This window comes from Micromonospora fluostatini, from assembly GCF_050410825.1.
In the GTDB taxonomy this organism is placed as follows: domain Bacteria; phylum Actinomycetota; class Actinomycetes; order Mycobacteriales; family Micromonosporaceae; genus Micromonospora; species Micromonospora rosaria.
Genome location: NZ_CP191251.1, coordinates 1938079 through 1954709 on the forward strand (window position 1 = coordinate 1938079; position 16631 = coordinate 1954709).

The 16631-nt window shown below is 73.7% G+C and carries 15 protein-coding genes; 5 read left to right on the plus strand and 10 right to left on the minus strand.

Going from position 1 to position 16631, the window contains the following annotated elements; all coding sequences use genetic code 11:
- The first annotated feature begins 66 nt into the window (after positions 1 to 66).
- On the plus strand, positions 67 to 2970 hold the full coding sequence (gene gcvP, locus ACQUFX_RS08185; RefSeq protein WP_428965418.1) for an aminomethyl-transferring glycine dehydrogenase: 2904 nt from the start codon (positions 67 to 69) through the stop codon (positions 2968 to 2970).
- 93 nt (positions 2971 to 3063) lie between these two features.
- On the opposite strand, the gene ACQUFX_RS08190 is transcribed toward gcvP, so the two are convergent.
- Entirely contained in the window at positions 3064 to 3264 is a 201-nt protein-coding gene (locus tag ACQUFX_RS08190; RefSeq protein ID WP_067374059.1) for a DUF5999 family protein, read from the minus strand.
- Positions 3265 to 3360: 96 nt separating this feature from the next.
- Here ACQUFX_RS08190 and ACQUFX_RS08195 point away from each other — a divergent pair, with 96 nt between their 5' ends.
- Both ACQUFX_RS08195 and ACQUFX_RS08200 read left to right on the plus strand, forming a co-directional pair.
- Positions 3361 to 4587, plus strand: coding sequence for a chorismate-binding protein (locus ACQUFX_RS08195; protein WP_428965419.1), 1227 nt, complete (start codon positions 3361 to 3363; stop codon positions 4585 to 4587).
- 52 nt (positions 4588 to 4639) lie between these two features.
- Positions 4640 to 5146, plus strand: a complete 507-nt coding sequence (locus ACQUFX_RS08200; RefSeq protein WP_428965420.1) for a peptide deformylase — start codon at positions 4640 to 4642, stop codon at positions 5144 to 5146.
- Here the strand turns inward: ACQUFX_RS08200 and ACQUFX_RS08205 are convergent, their stop codons facing one another.
- Complete coding sequence (locus ACQUFX_RS08205) at positions 5147 to 5935, minus strand: GNAT family N-acetyltransferase (protein ID WP_428965421.1); 789 nt, start codon at positions 5933 to 5935, stop codon at positions 5147 to 5149. It abuts the gene before it with no gap.
- Between the two features lie 29 nt (positions 5936 to 5964).
- A complete protein-coding gene (locus ACQUFX_RS08210; protein ID WP_428965422.1) occupies positions 5965 to 6303 on the minus strand; it encodes a winged helix-turn-helix transcriptional regulator in 339 nt (112 codons plus the stop codon).
- Between the two features lie 119 nt (positions 6304 to 6422).
- Between ACQUFX_RS08210 and ACQUFX_RS08215 the strand changes: the two genes are divergently transcribed.
- Positions 6423 to 7037 (plus strand): malonic semialdehyde reductase, encoded by a 615-nt coding sequence (locus ACQUFX_RS08215; RefSeq protein ID WP_428965423.1) that lies wholly within the window; start codon positions 6423 to 6425, stop codon positions 7035 to 7037.
- An 88-nt stretch (positions 7038 to 7125) separates the two neighbouring features.
- Here ACQUFX_RS08215 and ACQUFX_RS08220 read toward each other — a convergent pair whose 3' ends face one another.
- Entirely contained in the window at positions 7126 to 7905 is a 780-nt protein-coding gene (locus ACQUFX_RS08220; RefSeq protein WP_428965424.1) for a sulfite exporter TauE/SafE family protein, read from the minus strand.
- 177 nt (positions 7906 to 8082) lie between these two features.
- Here ACQUFX_RS08220 and ACQUFX_RS08225 point away from each other — a divergent pair, with 177 nt between their 5' ends.
- Positions 8083 to 8856 (plus strand): endonuclease/exonuclease/phosphatase family protein, encoded by a 774-nt coding sequence (locus tag ACQUFX_RS08225; RefSeq protein WP_428965425.1) that lies wholly within the window; start codon positions 8083 to 8085, stop codon positions 8854 to 8856.
- Positions 8857 to 8972: 116 nt separating this feature from the next.
- Here ACQUFX_RS08225 and ACQUFX_RS08230 read toward each other — a convergent pair whose 3' ends face one another.
- The 6 genes from ACQUFX_RS08230 to ACQUFX_RS08255 form a co-directional block, all read right to left on the minus strand.
- The gene (locus ACQUFX_RS08230) at positions 8973 to 9977 is read right to left on the minus strand and encodes a tyrosine-type recombinase/integrase (RefSeq protein ID WP_428965426.1); all 1005 of its coding nucleotides are present in this window, start codon (positions 9975 to 9977) and stop codon (positions 8973 to 8975) included.
- A 722-nt stretch (positions 9978 to 10699) separates the two neighbouring features.
- Positions 10700 to 11575, minus strand: coding sequence for an HpcH/HpaI aldolase/citrate lyase family protein (locus ACQUFX_RS08235; protein ID WP_428965427.1), 876 nt, complete (start codon positions 11573 to 11575; stop codon positions 10700 to 10702).
- Positions 11572 to 13038 carry a dihydroorotase gene (locus ACQUFX_RS08240; protein WP_428965428.1) on the minus strand — a complete coding sequence of 489 codons (1467 nt, stop codon included), beginning with the start codon at positions 13036 to 13038 and terminating at the stop codon, positions 11572 to 11574. Before ACQUFX_RS08240 ends, ACQUFX_RS08235 begins: the two co-directional genes overlap by 4 nt.
- A 43-nt stretch (positions 13039 to 13081) precedes the next feature.
- Positions 13082 to 14506 (minus strand): MmgE/PrpD family protein, encoded by a 1425-nt coding sequence (locus ACQUFX_RS08245; protein ID WP_428965429.1) that lies wholly within the window; start codon positions 14504 to 14506, stop codon positions 13082 to 13084.
- Positions 14499 to 15365 carry a cyclase family protein gene (locus ACQUFX_RS08250; protein ID WP_428965430.1) on the minus strand — a complete coding sequence of 289 codons (867 nt, stop codon included), beginning with the start codon at positions 15363 to 15365 and terminating at the stop codon, positions 14499 to 14501. Before ACQUFX_RS08250 ends, ACQUFX_RS08245 begins: the two co-directional genes overlap by 8 nt.
- Positions 15366 to 15395: 30 nt before the next feature.
- Positions 15396 to 16595, minus strand: coding sequence for a CaiB/BaiF CoA transferase family protein (locus ACQUFX_RS08255; protein ID WP_428965431.1), 1200 nt, complete (start codon positions 16593 to 16595; stop codon positions 15396 to 15398).
- Positions 16596 to 16631 lie beyond the last annotated feature (36 nt).

The following is a 16631-nucleotide window of genomic DNA, read 5'->3' on the forward strand; positions in this document are numbered from 1 at the left end:
CCGCGTCGCCGTGGGTGCGACTCAGGGGGAGGCCGACCTGTCGACCTCACCCCCGGGAGCGCCCCCATGACCACCGCACCGTTCGCCGACCGGCACATCGGCCCGGACGCCGACGACGAACGCCGGATGTTGGAGGTCGTCGGGTACGGCTCGGTCGACGAGCTGATGGACGCGGCGATCCCCGAGGTGATCCGCTGGCACGGCACCCTGGACCTGCCGGCGCCGGCCAGCGAGGCCGAGACCATCGCCGAGCTGCGCGCCCTGGCGGCCCGCAACACCGTCGCCGTGTCCATGATCGGGCTGGGCTACCACGGCACGCACACCCCGGCGGTGATCCGCCGCAACGTCCTGGAGAACCCGGCCTGGTACACCGCCTACACCCCGTACCAGCCGGAGATCAGCCAGGGCCGGCTGGAGGCGTTGCTGAACTTCCAGACGATGGTGTGCGACCTGACCGGCCTGACGACGGCCAACGCGTCGATGCTCGACGAGGCCACCGCGGCGGCGGAGGCCATGACCCTGGCCCGCCGGGCGTCGAGGTCCCGCAGCCCGGTGTACGTGGTCGACGCGGACACCCTGCCGCAGACCGTGGCGGTGCTCACCGGCCGGGCGGAGCCGCTCGGCATCGAGGTGCGGGTGGTGGACCTGACCGCCGGGGACCTGCCGGCGGAGTTCTTCGGCCTGCACCTGCAGTACCCGGGGGCGTCCGGGGCGGTCCGCGACCACGCCCCGCTGGTGGCGGCGGCGCACGCGGTGGGGGCGCTGGTGTGTGTGGCGGCGGACCTGCTGGCCATGACGCTGCTGCGCCCGCCGGGGGAGATCGGCGCGGACATCGCCGCCGGCACCACCCAGCGGTTCGGGGTGCCGATGGGCTTCGGCGGGCCGCACGCCGGGTACCTGGCGGTGCGCTCCGGCCTGGAGCGGATGCTGCCCGGCCGGCTGGTCGGGGTGTCCCGGGACGCGGCCGGGGACCGGGCGTACCGGTTGGCGTTGCAGACCCGGGAGCAGCACATCCGGCGGGAGAAGGCGACCAGCAACATCTGCACCGCGCAGGTGCTGCTGGCGGTGATGGCCGGCATGTACGCCGTCCACCACGGCCCGGACGGGTTGCGGGCGATCGCCCGGCACGCCCACGGCGCGGCGGTGCGGTTGGCCGGCGCGTTGGACGCCGTGGCCGGGGCGCGGGTGGTGCACGGGGCGTTCTTCGACACGCTGCTGGTGGCGGTGCCGGGCCGGGCGGCGGCGGTGCTCGCCGAGGCCGCCGCACGGGGGGTGAACCTGCGGCTGGTCGACGACGACCACGTCGGGGTGGCCTGCGACGAGACGACCACCACCGCGCACCTGACGGCGGTCCGCGACGCGGTCGCCGCCGCGCTGGGCGTGCCGGCCGGGCCGGCGGTCCCGGCGGAGCCGGCCCATCCGCTGCTGCCGGACGAGCCGACGGGTTCGGTGTTGCCGGCGGAGCCGGTCGGGCCGGCGTGGCCGGCGGGGCTGGCCCGCACCTCCGAGTTCCTCACCCACCCGGTGTTCGGCGCCCACCGCTCGGAGACGGCGATGCTGCGGTACCTGCGCCGCCTCGCCGACCTGGACTTCGCCCTGGACCGGGGCATGATCCCGCTGGGCTCGTGCACGATGAAACTCAACGCCACCACCGAGATGGAGGCGATCACCTGGCCCGAGTTCGCCGACGTGCACCCCCTCGCCCCGGCCGGGCAGACCGCCGGGTACCGGGAGCTGATCGGCCAACTGGAGGGGTGGCTGGCGGAGATCACCGGGTACGACGCGGTCAGCGTGCAGCCCAACGCCGGGTCGCAGGGGGAGCTGGCGGGGCTGCTGGCGATCCGGGCGTACCACACCGAGCGGGGCGAGGGGCACCGCACGGTGTGCCTGATCCCGTCGTCGGCGCACGGCACGAACGCCGCCAGCGCGGTGATGGCCGGGATGCGGGTCGTCGTGGTCGGCTGCGACCCCGACGGCGACGTCGACCTGGTCGACCTGGACGCGAAGATCGACGCGCACCGGGACACCCTGGCGGCGATCATGGTGACGTACCCGTCGACCCACGGGGTGTACGAGACCGGCATCGCCCAGTTGTGCGCGAAGGTCCACGACGCCGGCGGGCAGGTGTACGTCGACGGGGCGAACCTCAACGCCCTGGTCGGGTACGCCCGGCCGGGCCGGTTCGGGGCGGACGTGTCGCACCTGAACCTGCACAAGACGTTCTGCATCCCGCACGGCGGCGGCGGGCCGGGGGTGGGGCCGGTGGCGGTGCGCGCCCACCTGGCGCCGTTCCTGCCCGGCGACCCGGCCGGGGCGTACGGGGCGGGCCGGCCGGCGATCTCGGCGGCCCGGTACGGGTCGGCGGGGATCCTGCCGATCCCGTGGGCGTACCTGCGGATGATGGGCGCGGCGGGGCTGACCCGGGCGACCGGGGTGGCGGTGCTGGCGGCGAACTACGTGGCGGCCCGGCTGCGGGCCCACTACCCGGTGCTGTACGCCGGCAACAAGGGCCTGGTCGCGCACGAGTGCATCCTGGACCTGCGTCCGCTGACGAAGGCGACCGGGGTCAGCGTGGACGACGTGGCGAAGCGGCTGATGGACTACGGCTTCCACGCGCCGACGATGTCGTTCCCGGTGGCGGGGACGTTGATGGTGGAGCCCACCGAGAGTGAGGACCTGGCCGAGCTGGACCGGTTCTGTGACGCGCTGGTCGCGATCCGGGCGGAGATCGACGCCGTCGCGGCGGGCCGGTGGCCGGCGGGGGACAACCCGCTGGGCAACGCCCCGCACACCGCGGCGATGGTCGCCGCCGACGAGTGGCCGCACCCGTACCCCCGGTCGGTGGGCGCGTACCCGGGCACGGTGGCGCGGGTGGGGAAGTACTGGCCGCCGGTGCGGCGCATCGACGGCGCGTTCGGTGACCGCAACCTCGTCTGTTCCTGCCCCTCGCCGGAGGCGTTCGAGGACTGACGTACGCTGCGCCGGGACGCCTCGACCGGGGCGTCCCGGGTGGATACCGGCCGGACCGCGCCGAGGTCAAGACCGGTTACCGTGGGTGATCGGTCAGGCGACGAGGGCGTGCCGGGCGGGTCCCCGGTGCGGGGCGATGCTGCTGCCGTCGGGAAGCAGCTCGCCGGTGTCCTCGAAAAAGATGACCCCGTTGCAGAGCAGGCTCCAGCCCTGCTCGGGGAAGCAGGCGATGGCCCGGGCGGCTTCCCGGTCCGTCGCGTCAGCAGAGGGGCAGGTGGGCTGGTGCTGGCACATCGGGTTCTCCGGACTGTGGGGGCACTGTGTCATGGTTCACATGACCAGTGACGCACAGTACCAAGTCGAGGCGCGTTGCATCGAGCGGCTTTCACCGTGGCGCGGAGGAAATCCACTGAACGGACGAGGAAGATAGGGCCGAGTGGCGTGGAAACGCTCCCACACCGAGTGATTGACGTCCCCGCCGCCCCACCCGGGTGCCGGCACCGACTCACCGAACGCGCCCGCCTGCACTGGCGCACCAGCGACGGCGGCGACCCCGCCGCCACCGTCCAGGCGTTCCTCACCGCCCACGGACTCCCCGTGACCGACCTCGCCGACCCCACCACCGGCCACCACCCCGACGACCGGACCTGCGGCGCCGCCCTGTACGTCTCCGCCGCCGCCGGCGCCCACCTCGCCGGCGCCCCCACCGGCCCGCCCAGCCCCGCCCCCGCCCTGCCCGACCTCGTCGCCGTCGTCTACGACCACACCGACACCCCCACCGGCCCCACCGGCCGCCACCCCACCCCCTGGTGGGTCGGCCCCTGGCAACCGAGCTGGACCCCCCACGCCCACGCCGCCGCCGTCCGGGCCGTCCACGCCGCCATCGGCCGCGGCGACGTCTACCAGGTCAACCTCGTCGGCCACGCCGCCGCCCGCTACACCGGCGACCCGCTGCCCGCCCTGAGCCGACTCGCCGCCCTGCCCGGCGCCCGCTACGGCGGCACCCTCACCGGCGACGGCTGGGCCATCGGCTGCGCCTCCCCGGAAACCCTCGTCGAGGTCACCGCCGGCCGGGTGCTCACCCGCCCCATCAAAGGCACCCGCCCCGCCACCGCCGCCGGCCGCCGCGACCTGCTCGCCTCCGCCAAGGAACGCGCCGAACACATCATGATCGTCGACCTGGAACGCCACGACCTGGCCCACCTCGCCCGCACCGGCACCGTCACCGTCGACGAGCTGTACGCCGTCCGCCGCTGGTGCGACCTGTGGCAGGCCGAGTCGACCGTCTCCGCCACCCTCGCCGACGGCCTCGGCCTGGCCGACCTGCTGCGCGCCGTCTGCCCCGGCGGTTCCGTCACCGGCGCCCCGAAACTCGCCGCCCTGCACCACATCGCCGCCCTGGAGCCCGCCGGCCGGGGCGCCAGCATGGGCGCGCTCGGCTGGGTCGCCCCCGGCCACCTCGACCTCGGCCTCACCATCCGCACCGTCGCCGCCGAGCCCGACCGGCTGCACCTGTGGGCCGGCGGCGGCATCACCTGGGACAGCGACCCCGACGCCGAGGTCGCCGAAGCCGCCGCCAAGGCCGCCCCGCTGCGCGCCCTGCTGACCACCGGCTGACCCACCGGACGCGACCCGTCCCCGGACACCCGCGGCGACTACCCTGCCAGCCATGACCATGCGGCCCATCCGGATCCTCGGCGACCCCGTCCTGCGCACCCCCTGCCCCCCGGTGACCACCTTCGACGCCGACCTGCGCGCCCTCGTCACCGACCTGATGGACACCCTGCTCGGCGAACCCGGCCGCGCCGGCGTCGCCGCCCCCCAGATCGGCGTCAGCGCCCAGGTCTTCGTCTACGACGCCGACGGCCACCGCGGCCACGTGGTCAACCCCACCCTGGAGGTCTCCGAGAGCACCGAGACCGACGACGAGGGCTGCCTGTCCATCCCCGGCCTGTACTTCCCGACCCGCCGGGCCCTGCACGCCACCGTCCACGGCGTCGACCAACACGGCGAGCCGCTCACCGTCACCGGCACCGGCTTCCTCGCCCGCGCCCTGCAACACGAGACCGACCACCTCACCGGCCGCCTCTACGTCGACACCCTCACCGGCGACGTCCGCCGCCGCGCGCTGCGCGAGATCCGCGCCGGCCGCTTCGACCGGCCCCGGCAGCGCTGATCAGCGTCCCGCCGGCGGGCCGGCGGTCAGCTCGTACTCGGTGAAGTCGGCGACCCGGGTGAACCCCACCCGCTCGTACAGCCGCACCGCCGCCGTGTTGTCCGCCCGCACGTTCAACGCCACGTGGTCCACGCTGCCGCGCAGCCGCCGGCACACCGCCGCCACCACCGCGGCGGCCAACCCCCGCCGCCGCGCCTCGGGCCGGGTGGTGACGTTGCCCAGCGCCGCCACCCGGTACGCCGGGGACCACACGTGCACCCCCGCCACCGCGACCAGCCGCCCACCCTCCCGCACACCCACGTACTGGCCCGTGTGCAGCATCCGCGGGTCGAACCAGTTGCCGGGGTACGCCGCCGCGTACAGGGCCCGTAGCTGCGGCAGGTCGGCCGGGGTCAACACCTCACCGGCCACCGGTACCGCCGCCAGCCGCCCCGGGTCGGTCAGCGCCATCCGCACGTGCGGGTGGGCCGTCACCACCCGGAACCGCCCGGTCAAAGCACCGGCCAGGCCGGGGGAGAGGTGCGCCACGACGGCCCCCGGCAGCACCGGCGCCAGCTCGGCCAGCAGCGCCCCCGCCCCGGCGACGTCCCGCCCGTCGGCGAACGCCAGCAGCGTCGCCGGGCGGGACGCCGTGTAGAGCAGCACCACCTGCTCGCCGCGCCGCCACCACGACGTGTGCGGCCAGAAGAAGTCGTCCAGGTCACCCAGCTCGTAGGCGTGCAGGACCGGATCCCGGCGCAGCAGACCCGCCAACACGTCCCGGTCACGTTCCACCCGCACGGCGCCCATGATCACACGCCCGACGCCGGCCGCCGACCTCAGCCGGGCAGGTTCTCGTCCGCCCAGGTGGCCAGCGCGTCCAGGGCGGGCAGCAGCGCACAGCCCCGCTCGGTGAGCTGGTAGCTGACCCCCACCGGAGGGCCCTCGCGGACGGTACGGCTGACCAGCCCCACCCGGGACAGCTCGCCGAGCCGGTCGGACAACATCGACTCGCTGATCCCCGGCAGCGCCCTGGCCAGCTCGGCGAAGCCGGCCGGCCCGTGCGCCAGGGTGCCGAGGATCACGCCGTTCCACCGCTTGCCGAGGAAGGCGAAGGCACGGGCGAGACCGCCGGCGCAGGCCCGGGGCGTGTGCCCGGTGGTCTCAGGCGCGGTCATGACACCCAGGATACGTGTTCCCCACAACACACAAGAGACTACTAAAAAACTAGCTGCTACCTTTGCCCGAGCGCCGACCGGCGCACCCCACCACGCCCCGAACCCCCGAAGGAACCACCATGACCGACGTCCTGCCCCAACACCTCATCACCCTGCACCCCGACGCCCAGGCCCAACTCTTCACCGCCGCCCACACCGCCAACACCTTCACCGACCAACCCGTCACCGACGAGCAACTCCACGCCATCCACGACCTCGTCAAGTACCCACCCACCGCGATGAACACCCAACCCCTGCGCGTCCTCTACACCCGCCCCGGCCCCGCCCGCGACCGCCTCCTCACCCACCTCGCCGACGGCAACCGCGCCAAGACCGCCACCGCCCCCGTCGTCGCCGTCCTCGCCGCCGACACCACCTTCCACGACCACCTGCCCACCACCTTCCCCATCCGCCCCGGCCTGCGCGACCACTTCGCCACCGACGACACCGCCCGCGAACACACCGCCCGCTTCAACGCCACCATCCAGATCGGCTACTACCTCCTCGGCGTCCGCGCCGCCGGCCTCGCCGTCGGCCCCATGGGCGGCTTCGACCCCGCCGGCGTCGACCGCGACTTCTTCACCGACACCGGCTGGACCTCCCTGCTCGTGGTCAACATCGGCCACCCCGGCCCCGACGCCCACTTCCCCCGACTGCCCCGCCTCGACCACACCGACACCATCCGCCACGCCTGACCCCCACCCCGCAAACCACAACGGGGCGGGCCCGGCCCACCCGGCCGCCCCGCCCCACCAGTCGGCCCCCACCCGACCCCACCTCACCTCACCCGGCGCGCCACTGGTCCCACCCCAACCGCGCCACCAACGCCACCACCACGACCAACAACACCACCCGCACGAACCCGGCACCCCGACGCACCGCCATCCGCGCCCCCACCACCGCCCCCACGATGTTGCACACCGCCATCCCCGCACCCACCAACCACCACACGTGCCCGGTCACCCCGAACACCACCAACGCCCCCAGATTCGTCCCCGCGTTCACCACCTTCGCCATCGCCGACGCGTGCAGAAAATCCGCACCCACCAACGCCGCGAACGCCAACACCAGAAACGTCCCCGTACCCGGACCCACCAACCCGTCGTACAGCGCCACACCCACCCCGGCGACCCCCACCGCCGCCGCCATCCGCCACCGCGTCCGCCGCTGCGGCAACGCCACCACCCCCAACCGGGGCCGCGCCACCACCAACACCGCCACCACCACCAACACCACCAACACCACCGGCCGGTACGCCGACCCCGGCACCGCACCCGCCAACGCCGCACCCAACCCCGCGCACAGCACCGCCAACCCCGCCGCCGGACCCGCCACCGCCCAGTCCAACTTCGTCCGCCGCGCGTACGTCACCGCCGCCGTCGACGTCCCCGCGATCGCCGCCAGCTTGTTCGTCCCCAACGCCGTCGCCACCGGCAAACCCGGCGCCGCCACCATCAACGCCGGCAACAGCACCAACCCGCCCCCACCGACCACCGCATCCACCCACCCCGCCAGGGCAGCAGCCAGCAACAACGAGGTCAACGACACCGCATCGAGTTCCACGGGCCGCCATTCTGCCCACCACCACACCCCACCCGGGCACCCCTGTGGGCAGCCTCACCGCCCCCGACGCCCCCGCAGCCACACCCCCCACGCCGCCACCGCCACGAACACCAACACCGAACACACCAACACCCGCGCCATCCGGCCACTGTCCCACGACCGCATAAGGTCCACAGGGTGCGCCTGGCCACCTTCAACCTTCTCCACGGCCGATCCCTCACCGACGGCCTCGTCGACCCCGACCGCCTCGCGGCCACCATCACCGCCCTCGACGCCGACATCCTCGCCCTCCAGGAAGTCGACCGCGACCAGACCCGCAGCGGCCTACACGACCTCACCGCCATCGCCGCCCGCGCCCTCGACGCCCCCCACCACCGCTTCGCCGCCGCCGTCGTCGGCACCCCCGGCACCCACACCCGCCCCCTGCGCCACGACGACGACGGACACGGCGAACCCTGCTACGGCATCGGCCTGGTCACCCGCCACCCCGTCCGCACCTGGCACGTCACCCGACTCCGCCCCGCCCCCGTCCGCGCCCCGATACACATCCCCGGCGGCGGACTCACCCTCCTGCGCGACGAACCCCGCGTCGTCCTCGCCGCCGTCCTCGACACCCCCCACGGCCCCCTCACCGTCGCCGCCACCCACCTGTCCTTCGTCCCCGGCTGGAACGCCCACCAACTCCGCCGGACCATCCGCGCCCTGCGCACCCTCCCCGCACCCCGCCTGCTCCTCGGCGACCTGAACCTCCCCGCCGGCCCCGCCCGCCTCGTCAGCGGCTGGCACCCCCTCGCCCGCCGCCCCACCTACCCCGCCCACCACCCCCGCGTCCAACTCGACCACGTCCTCGCCGACCCCGACGGCCTGCACCACCTACCACCCGTCACCGCGACCGCCACCCCCGCCGCCACCATCTCCGACCACCGCCCCCTCGTCGTCGACCTCGGCTGACACCCACACCAGCCCTCGCCGCCACCGGATGACCCACCCGCACCCAACCCCGGGGTACGCCACCGGACCCGGGCGAGGTCGAAGGCCGGCCTTCCGGCCGCGCGCATCCCCGGCGGCTACCCGGCCGGCGGCGCCCCCACCAACCCCGACAACACCCGGTGCGTCCGGTTCGACCGCACCGCCGCCCGCTGCTGACCCGCCGTCACCTCGATGTACGTCTGCGACGACGCCAACGACGCGTGCCCCAGCAACCGCATGATCTCCGCCGCGCTCGCACCGTCCTCGGCCAACCGCGTCGCGAACGTGTGCCGCAACGCGTGCAACCGCGCGCCACTCGGCACCCGGTCCCCGATACCCGCCCGCCGGAAACAGGAGTCCACCAGGTACTGCAGACCACCCCGCCGCAACGGCTCACCCCGCCGGTCCACCAGCAACGGCGCATCCGGCCGGACACTGCGCGACCCGAACCGCCGCGCACGACTGTCCAGGTAGGCCACCACCACCCGGTCCAGCTCCGGCTCCACCGGCACCACCCGGGGCCGGCCACCCTTGCCCGCCACCTCCACCCGGCGCTCACCGGCCCGGCCGGTCACCGACGACACCCGCAACGCCAGCAGCTCCGACAGCCGCAGCCCCGCGCAGAGCGCCAACGCCAGCACCGCCACGTCCCGCTCCGGCCAGGGATCGCGCTGCCGGCCGTCCTCCCGCGCCACCGACGCCAGCAACTCCTCGGGGGTGTCGTCGCCCCGTAGCGGCTTGGGCTGGGGGAGCGGGGCGCGGGGTCGGCCCACCGCCGGCATCGGGTTGCCGGCCACCACGGCCTCCGCCACCAGGAAGGTGAAGAACGCGTTCCAGCTCGACCAGGCCCGGTGCACCGACGCCGCCGCCCGGGGCGCGGCGAACCGGGCGAACGCCGCCCGCAGCAGCCGGGGGGAGAGGTCGGCGATCATGAGCCGGTCGAGGGGGAGGGGAGGGGTGCTCGCCTCCCCGGCCAGCGTGGCCACGCTCCGCAGGTCCCGCCGGTACGCCGCCAGGGTGTGCGGGGAGGGTTTCCGGGTGGCGCGGGCGGTCAGGAACTCCTCGATGAGCCGCTCGACCGGACTGTCCGACATTTCCTGCATAAGGGATATTATGCAGGATTCTCATGTGGACGGAAGGGGTCCGGCCCTGGCCTCCCGGCGGGGGACCGGAACCTGACACTTCGGGGTACCGCGTCACCGGCGGAAATCGCGGAGCGTGGCCACGCTGAGCCGAGTGGGACGCTACCGCCCGCATCGCCGCCGCCCGCGCGGCCACGCCCGATGGGCGCCGCCGGGTCGCGCGTCCGTCGGCAGGGAGTGTGCGGTTGGTGGGGCCGCGCGACGGAGTCGTTCGGTGGCGTGGGGCCGGTGGGTGCCCGATCCGGCTGCGGGGGACGCCCCGGATCCGGGCTACTTGACATAATGTACATTATCGAATCAGTGCCGGGGGCGGGCGGGACGGCGTTGTCGGGGCCCGTTGCCGCGCTCCCGACCTGCCCGAAGAGGCGCTCTGGTCCAGGACGTCGAGTGCGTGGCGCTGTTCCTACGCCGGAAACCGGTCCGCCCGGTGTGCGCCGGCCCGTTCGTCGGCACCACCGGGTCGGTGCGCCTGGCGGCGCGGTGCGGATTCCCCCTGTCGGCCAGGTACGGCACGGCGAGGATGAGCGGTGGGTGACCTGGGCGGCGTCTCCACGCCACGTGGTCTGATCACTCTGAGTAACCCACCACTCCCCTGGCGTGCCGCTCCGGGGCGGTCGGAGCGGCCGACCCGCACCCGATCGATCGGACGATGGCGGGTGGTGGCCGGCCGGCGGGGCCGCTGGTCACCCGCCTGCGGCGGCGCGCTCCAGGATCTCCCGGGCGCTGCGGGCGACCGCCGCGTCGATCATCCGACCGTCGGCGGTGACCGCCACGCCCGAGCCGAGCCGTTCGGCGTCGGCCAGCCGGTCGACGACGTCGCGGGCCGCCGCCACCTCCTGGTCCGTCGGCGAGAACACCCGGTTGACCACGGGTACCTGGGCGGGGTGGATCGCGGTGCGGCCCCGGAAGCCCTGGCGCAGCAGCAGCCGACTGGTCGCCTCCAGGCGGTCGGGGTCACGCAGGGCGGTCTCGGTCGGGCCCACCGGTGGGGTGAGTCCGGCCGCCGCGCAGGCGAGCACGGCGCGGGAGCGCAGCGGCCACAGTTCCGCCTTGTCGGGGCCCGGTTGCAGGCACAGGTCGGCGGCGAGGTCCGCCTCCCCCAGGCCGACCCGGACGACGCGGGGGGCGGCGGCGACGGCGTCGGCGCGCAGCACCCCGCCGGCGGTCTCCAGCAGGGCGAAGATGGCCAGGGAGCCGGGCGGGAGGTCGTGGTCGTGTTCCGCGTCGCCGAGCAGCCGGTGGACCTCGGCGAGCAGGTCGACGTCGGCCTTGGGGACGACCACGCCGGTGAGGTGGGGGCCGGCCACCGCGGTGATGTCGGCGGCCGGGGTGTCCGCGTTGAGGCGTACCCACCATTGGGGGCCCGTCGTGGCGTCGGTGAGGAAGGCGCCGACGGTGGCGCGGGCGGTGGGTTTGTTCGCGGGGGCGACGGCGTCCTCCAGGTCGAGGATGCAGGCGTCGGCGCCCCGGGCCGCGGCGCGGGCCACCTTGTCGGGTTGGTCCCCCGGCACGTACAGGTAGCTGCGGGCGGGGGCCGGGGGTGTGCCGGCGGCGGTCACGGGCGGGTGGGGCGGGTGAGGTACCGGCCGCGTGGCTGCCCGACCACGGTGCCGTCGCGCAGGATCTGCCCGCCGCGCAGGAAGGTGTCGGTGACGCGGGCGGTCAGTTCCATGCCCTCGAAGGGGGTGTACTCCTGTGTCGAGAGGGAGTCCTCGGCGCGGACCGTCCAGGTGTGGTCGGTGTCGACGAGGCAGAAGTCGGCGTCGAGTCCTTCGGCGATGGCGCCCTTGGTGGCCAGGCCGAAGCGGCGGGCCGGTGCCCACGAGGTCAGTTCGGCGACGCGGGCGTAGGACAGGCCGCGTTTGGTGCCTTCGCTGATCAGGCCGGGTAGCAGGTACTCGGCGCCGCCGAAGCCGGACTTGGCGACGAAGATGTCGTCGTCGGGCTGGCCGAACTTGACCTCGGCGCGGCAGCAGGCGTGGTCGCTGACGACCCAGTCGAGTTGGCCGTCGAGCAGGTGGCGCCAGAGGGCTTCGACGTCCTCGCGGGGGCGCAGTGGTGGGTTGACCTTGCCGCCGAGGCCGTAGGCGGTGTCGATGTCGGCGAGCAGGTGGCCGATGGTGACCTCGCGGCGGAAGTCGACGTGCGGGAAGGCCTGGGCCATGCGGATCGCCGCGTCGACGGCCTTGGCCGAGGAGAGGTGCAGCAGGTTGATGGTGGGCAGGCCGGTCTCGTGGGCGAGGTAGGCGGCGATGCTGACCGCGAGTCCCTCGGAGTGGGGTGGGCGGGAGGCGCTGTAGGCGGCGAGTCCGGTCAGTGTGCCGTTTTCTTCGACGAGGCGGGTGTAGGCGGACATGATTTCGGCTGTCTCGCAGTGCAGGGACAGGGAGATCTCGTCGGCGAGGTCGGGGAACTGTTCGCGGGCGGCTTGGACGCCGCGCATGACGAATTCGAAGTGGGCGTAGTCGTAGCGGGCGTCGGGGGGGATCATGAGGAAGGAGCTCTGGTCGGCGGAGCGTCCGTGCAGGCCGTGGCCGCCGTAGAACATGAAGATCTTGAACGAGGTGATCCCGTGGTCGCGGATCAGGTCGGGGATCTCGTTGATGTGTTCGGTGGTCATGGGCGCGACGTGGAAGGCGTAGTCGACGTAGGAGCGGTGGTCGGTGGCGGCGCGGACCTCGGGGAAGAAGTCGCGGTACGGTCCGCCCCGGTTGAGGTAGTACTGGCCGGTGCGGATGTAGTTGATGGCGGAGGTGACGCCGCCCTGGGCGCAGGCGCGGCTCTCGGTGGCGGTGTCCTCGGTGAGGGGGTGGTAGATGCCCCAGTGCTGGTGGGCGTCGACGACGCCGGGGAAGGCGAGTCGGCCGCCGCCGTCGACGACGGTGGCCGCGTCGGTGGGGTCGATGGTGGGGGCGAGGTGGGCGATCCGGCCGTCGCGGACGCCGATGTCCAGCGCTGTGGGTTCGGCCTGGTCGTGGCGCACGACTCGGACGTTGCGGACGACGAGATCGAAGGGTTGCATGGTGTGCTCCTGGGGTTGGCGGGCGACGGGTGGCGGGGGCGGGTCAGTCGGTGTCGGTCCGCAGGTGGGTCAGCGGGCGTAGCAGGTCGCCGACGTCGGTGACGTCGGCGAGGCCGAGGACCGTGGCGACCACCTGGTCGGCGGTGTGGGGGTCGACCCGTCCGGCGACGTTGTCGCGGAACTTCATGGCGAGTTCGGTGTCGGTCAGGGGTCGTTGGGGGCCGCCCCGGTTGGTGAGGATCTCCTCGCGCCAGGTCTGTCCGTCGTCGGTGCGGACGGTCACGATGGCCGGGAACTGGTGGGGGAAGATCCTGTCGCACTCGTCGTCGGGGACGACGTCGACGAGGGCCATCAGGGCCCGGCGTCGTGGGTCGCGGGCCAGGTCGTCGGTGAAGTCGCCCAGTCCGAGGCCCAGTCCCCCGCCGCCGAGGAGGCCGGCGACGACCGCGTAGGGGCCGCTGAACTGGGCCTGGTAGCCGGTGTCCGGGGCGCGTTTGGTGTCGATCGGTTGTCCGATGGTGCGGATGACCGCGGCGGGTACCCGTAGTTCGATGTGGTCGATGCGGTCCACGGGTATGTTGCGGGCGCGTAGGGCGAGGCCGGCGTCGATGGCGGCGTGGGTGAAGTGGTTGGCGGGGTACGGCTTGAAGAAGATGTCGGGTACGGCCCAGCGGTGGCCGAGTCCGTCGGTGATCTGGTCGTGGTCGGCTTCGCCGCGCAGGAAGGCGGTGAAGAAGCCGAATCGGCCTTCCAGGATGGTGGGTGGTCCGGTGAAGCCGCGTCGGACGAGGTCGGCGGCGGTGACGGCGCTGTGTGCGGCCCAGCCGCAGTGCAGCCGTTTGACGGTGCCGCCGGTGCGGTTGGCTTCGATCACGCCGGCGGCCATGGAGGCGGTCACGCCGAGGACGTCCAGCAGTGCGTTCTCGTCGAGGCCGGCGAGCATGCCGGCGGCGACGGCGGCGCCCATCGCGCCGCAGATGGAGGTGGCGTGTTGGCCGTGTTCGAAGAAGACCGAGTTGTTGAGTGTGGGGTCGTAGCCGGCCATGCCGAGGCGGACGGTGACCTCGATGCCGACGGCGACGGCGGTGGTGAGGGCGGGGCCGTCGGCGCCGGCGGCCTGGGCGGCGGCCAGGGCCGCCGGGACGACGGCGGCGCTGGGGTGCAGCACCGAGGGCAGGTGGGTGTCGTCGTAGTCGAGGGAGTGGGCGAGGACGCCGTTGCCGAAGGCGGCCTGCGCGGCGGGTACCGGGTCGGGTAGGCCGACGACGTGGGCTTGGCCGCGTCCGCCCTGGTCGGCGACGTGGTCGAGGGCGGCGTGGCTGGTGGGTAGCCGGTGGGCGGCGACGCAGAGCCCGAGGATGTCGAGGACCCGTTGGCGGACGCTGGTGACGACGGGTTCGGGTAGGGGTGTGGTGCGTGCGGCGGCGGCGAAGGCGGCGAGGTGTCGGGCGAGTGTCTGGTCACTCATCGACGACCACCGCCAGGGGGCGGACCGGGGAGCCGGTGGCGCCGAAGATGGCCAGGGGTGAGAGGACGAACAGGAACTCGTGGACGCCGTCGGCGGCGAGTTCCTCCAGCGCCATCGTTTCGATGATGTAGACGCCGCGGTCGACCAGCAGGACGCGGTGGGCGGGTAGGGCGCTGTGTCCGGCGCCGGGGCGTAGGCGCTCGAAGGCGATGGTGTCTGCGCCGGCGGCGTGGATGCCCTGGTCGGCGAGCCAGGTGGCGCCGGCTTCGCCGACGCCGGGTACGCCGGTGGTGTGGCCGACGTAGCGGGTGCGGTCCTCGTGGCCGAAGAGGCGGCCCCAGCCGCTGCGGATCAGCACGACGTCGCCGGGTTGGACGGGGGTGGCCTGCTGGTCGGCGGTGGTGGACAGGTCTTCGGCGGTGATCTCGTATCCGGGGGCGCAGCCGTCGGGGGTGCCGAGTGCGGTCGGGACGTCGAGGAGGACGCCGCGGCGGAGCATCGGGGCGATGGTGTGGGCGCCGAGGTCGGTGAAGCGTCCGCCGCGTCCGGCGGTGGTGGCGTCGGTGCCGTCGAGGAGTCGGCCGTCGTGGGAGACGTGGGAGAAGGCGTCGATGTGGGTGCCGACGTGGGTGCCCATGGTGATGATGTCGTTGGCGGCGGAGCCGCCGTCGGCCCGTACGGCGTCGCCGTGGCGGCGGGGCAGGGCGTGCCAGAACGGTGGGTGGTTGGGTGACTGGGGCATGCCGATGGTGAGCCGGCGGCCGAGGTCGTACACCCGGGTTCCGGTGCGGACGGCGGCCAGCAGTGCCTCGGTGCCGGTGGCCGGGTTGGCTGCGGCGGTGGTGCTCAGTGTGGTCACGACAATCCTTACCTTCGGTGGTGGCGGCCGTCAGGCCACGATCTCCCGGGAGCGAAGTTCGGCGACGGTGTCGGGTGTGCAGCCGAGTTCGTTGACGAGGAGGTCGTCGGTGTCGGCTCCGAGGGGTCGGCCGGTGAAGCGGATCCGGCCGGGGGTTTCGGACATCCGCCACAGGACGTTGTGCATGAGGAGCGGGCCGAGGTCGGGGTCGGGGACCTCGACCACCATTGCGGCGGCCCGGACGTGCTCGTCGGTGACGATGTCGCGGGCGTCGTAGACGGGGGCGACGGCGGCGCCGGCCGCTTCGAATTCGCGCATGACCTCGTCGCGGGTGCGTTCGGCGATCCATGCGCCGACGTAGTCGTCGAGCAGGTCGGCGTGCGCGGCGCGTTGCCGTCCGGAGGCGAACCAGGGTTCGTCGATGACCTCGGGGTGGCCGACGAGGCGGAGGACCCGTTCGGCGATGGACTGGGCGCTGGTGGAGATGGCGACCCAGTCGCCGTCCTTGGTGCGGTAGGTGTTGCGGGGGGCGTTGTTGGTGGACCGGTTGCCGTGCCGGTGTCCGATGACGCCGAGTTGGTCGTAGACGGTGGGGCCGGGGCCGACGGCCATCATGATCGGTTCGAGGAGGCTGAGGTCGACGACCTGGCCGGTGCCGCCGTTGCGGTCGCGGGCCCACAGGGCCACCATCGTGGCGGAGGAGGCGGCGATGCCGCAGATGCTGTCGGCCAGGCCGAACGCCGGCAGTGTCGGTGGGCCGTCGGCGTCGCCGGTGAGGTGGGCGAAGCCGCTCATCGCTTCGGCGAGGGTGCCGAAGCCGGGCCGGTGTGCGTAGGGGCCGTGTTGGCCGAAGCCGGAGATCCGGACGATGACGAGGGCCGGGTTGATCTCCAGGAGCTGGTCGGGGCCGATCCCCCACCGTTCGAGGGTGCCGGGGCGGAAGTTCTCGACCAGGACGTCGGCGGTGGCGGCGAGGCGGCGGAGCAGGTCGGCGCCTTCGGGGGTGGACAGTTTCAGGCCGATGGTGCGTTTGTTGCGGGAGATTTCCTTCCACCACAGCGGTACGCCGTCCTTGGCGTGGCCGTGTCCGCGCATGCTGTCGCCGGCGACGGGGTGTTCGACCTTGATGACGTCGGCTCCGTAGTCGCCGAGGATCTGGCAGCACAGCGGTCCGGCCAGGATCGTCGAGGCGTCGATGACGCGCAGTCCGGTCAGCGGTCCGTCGTGCACTGGAGGCCCCCATTCGGTTTGTTCGCATGAAGCGAA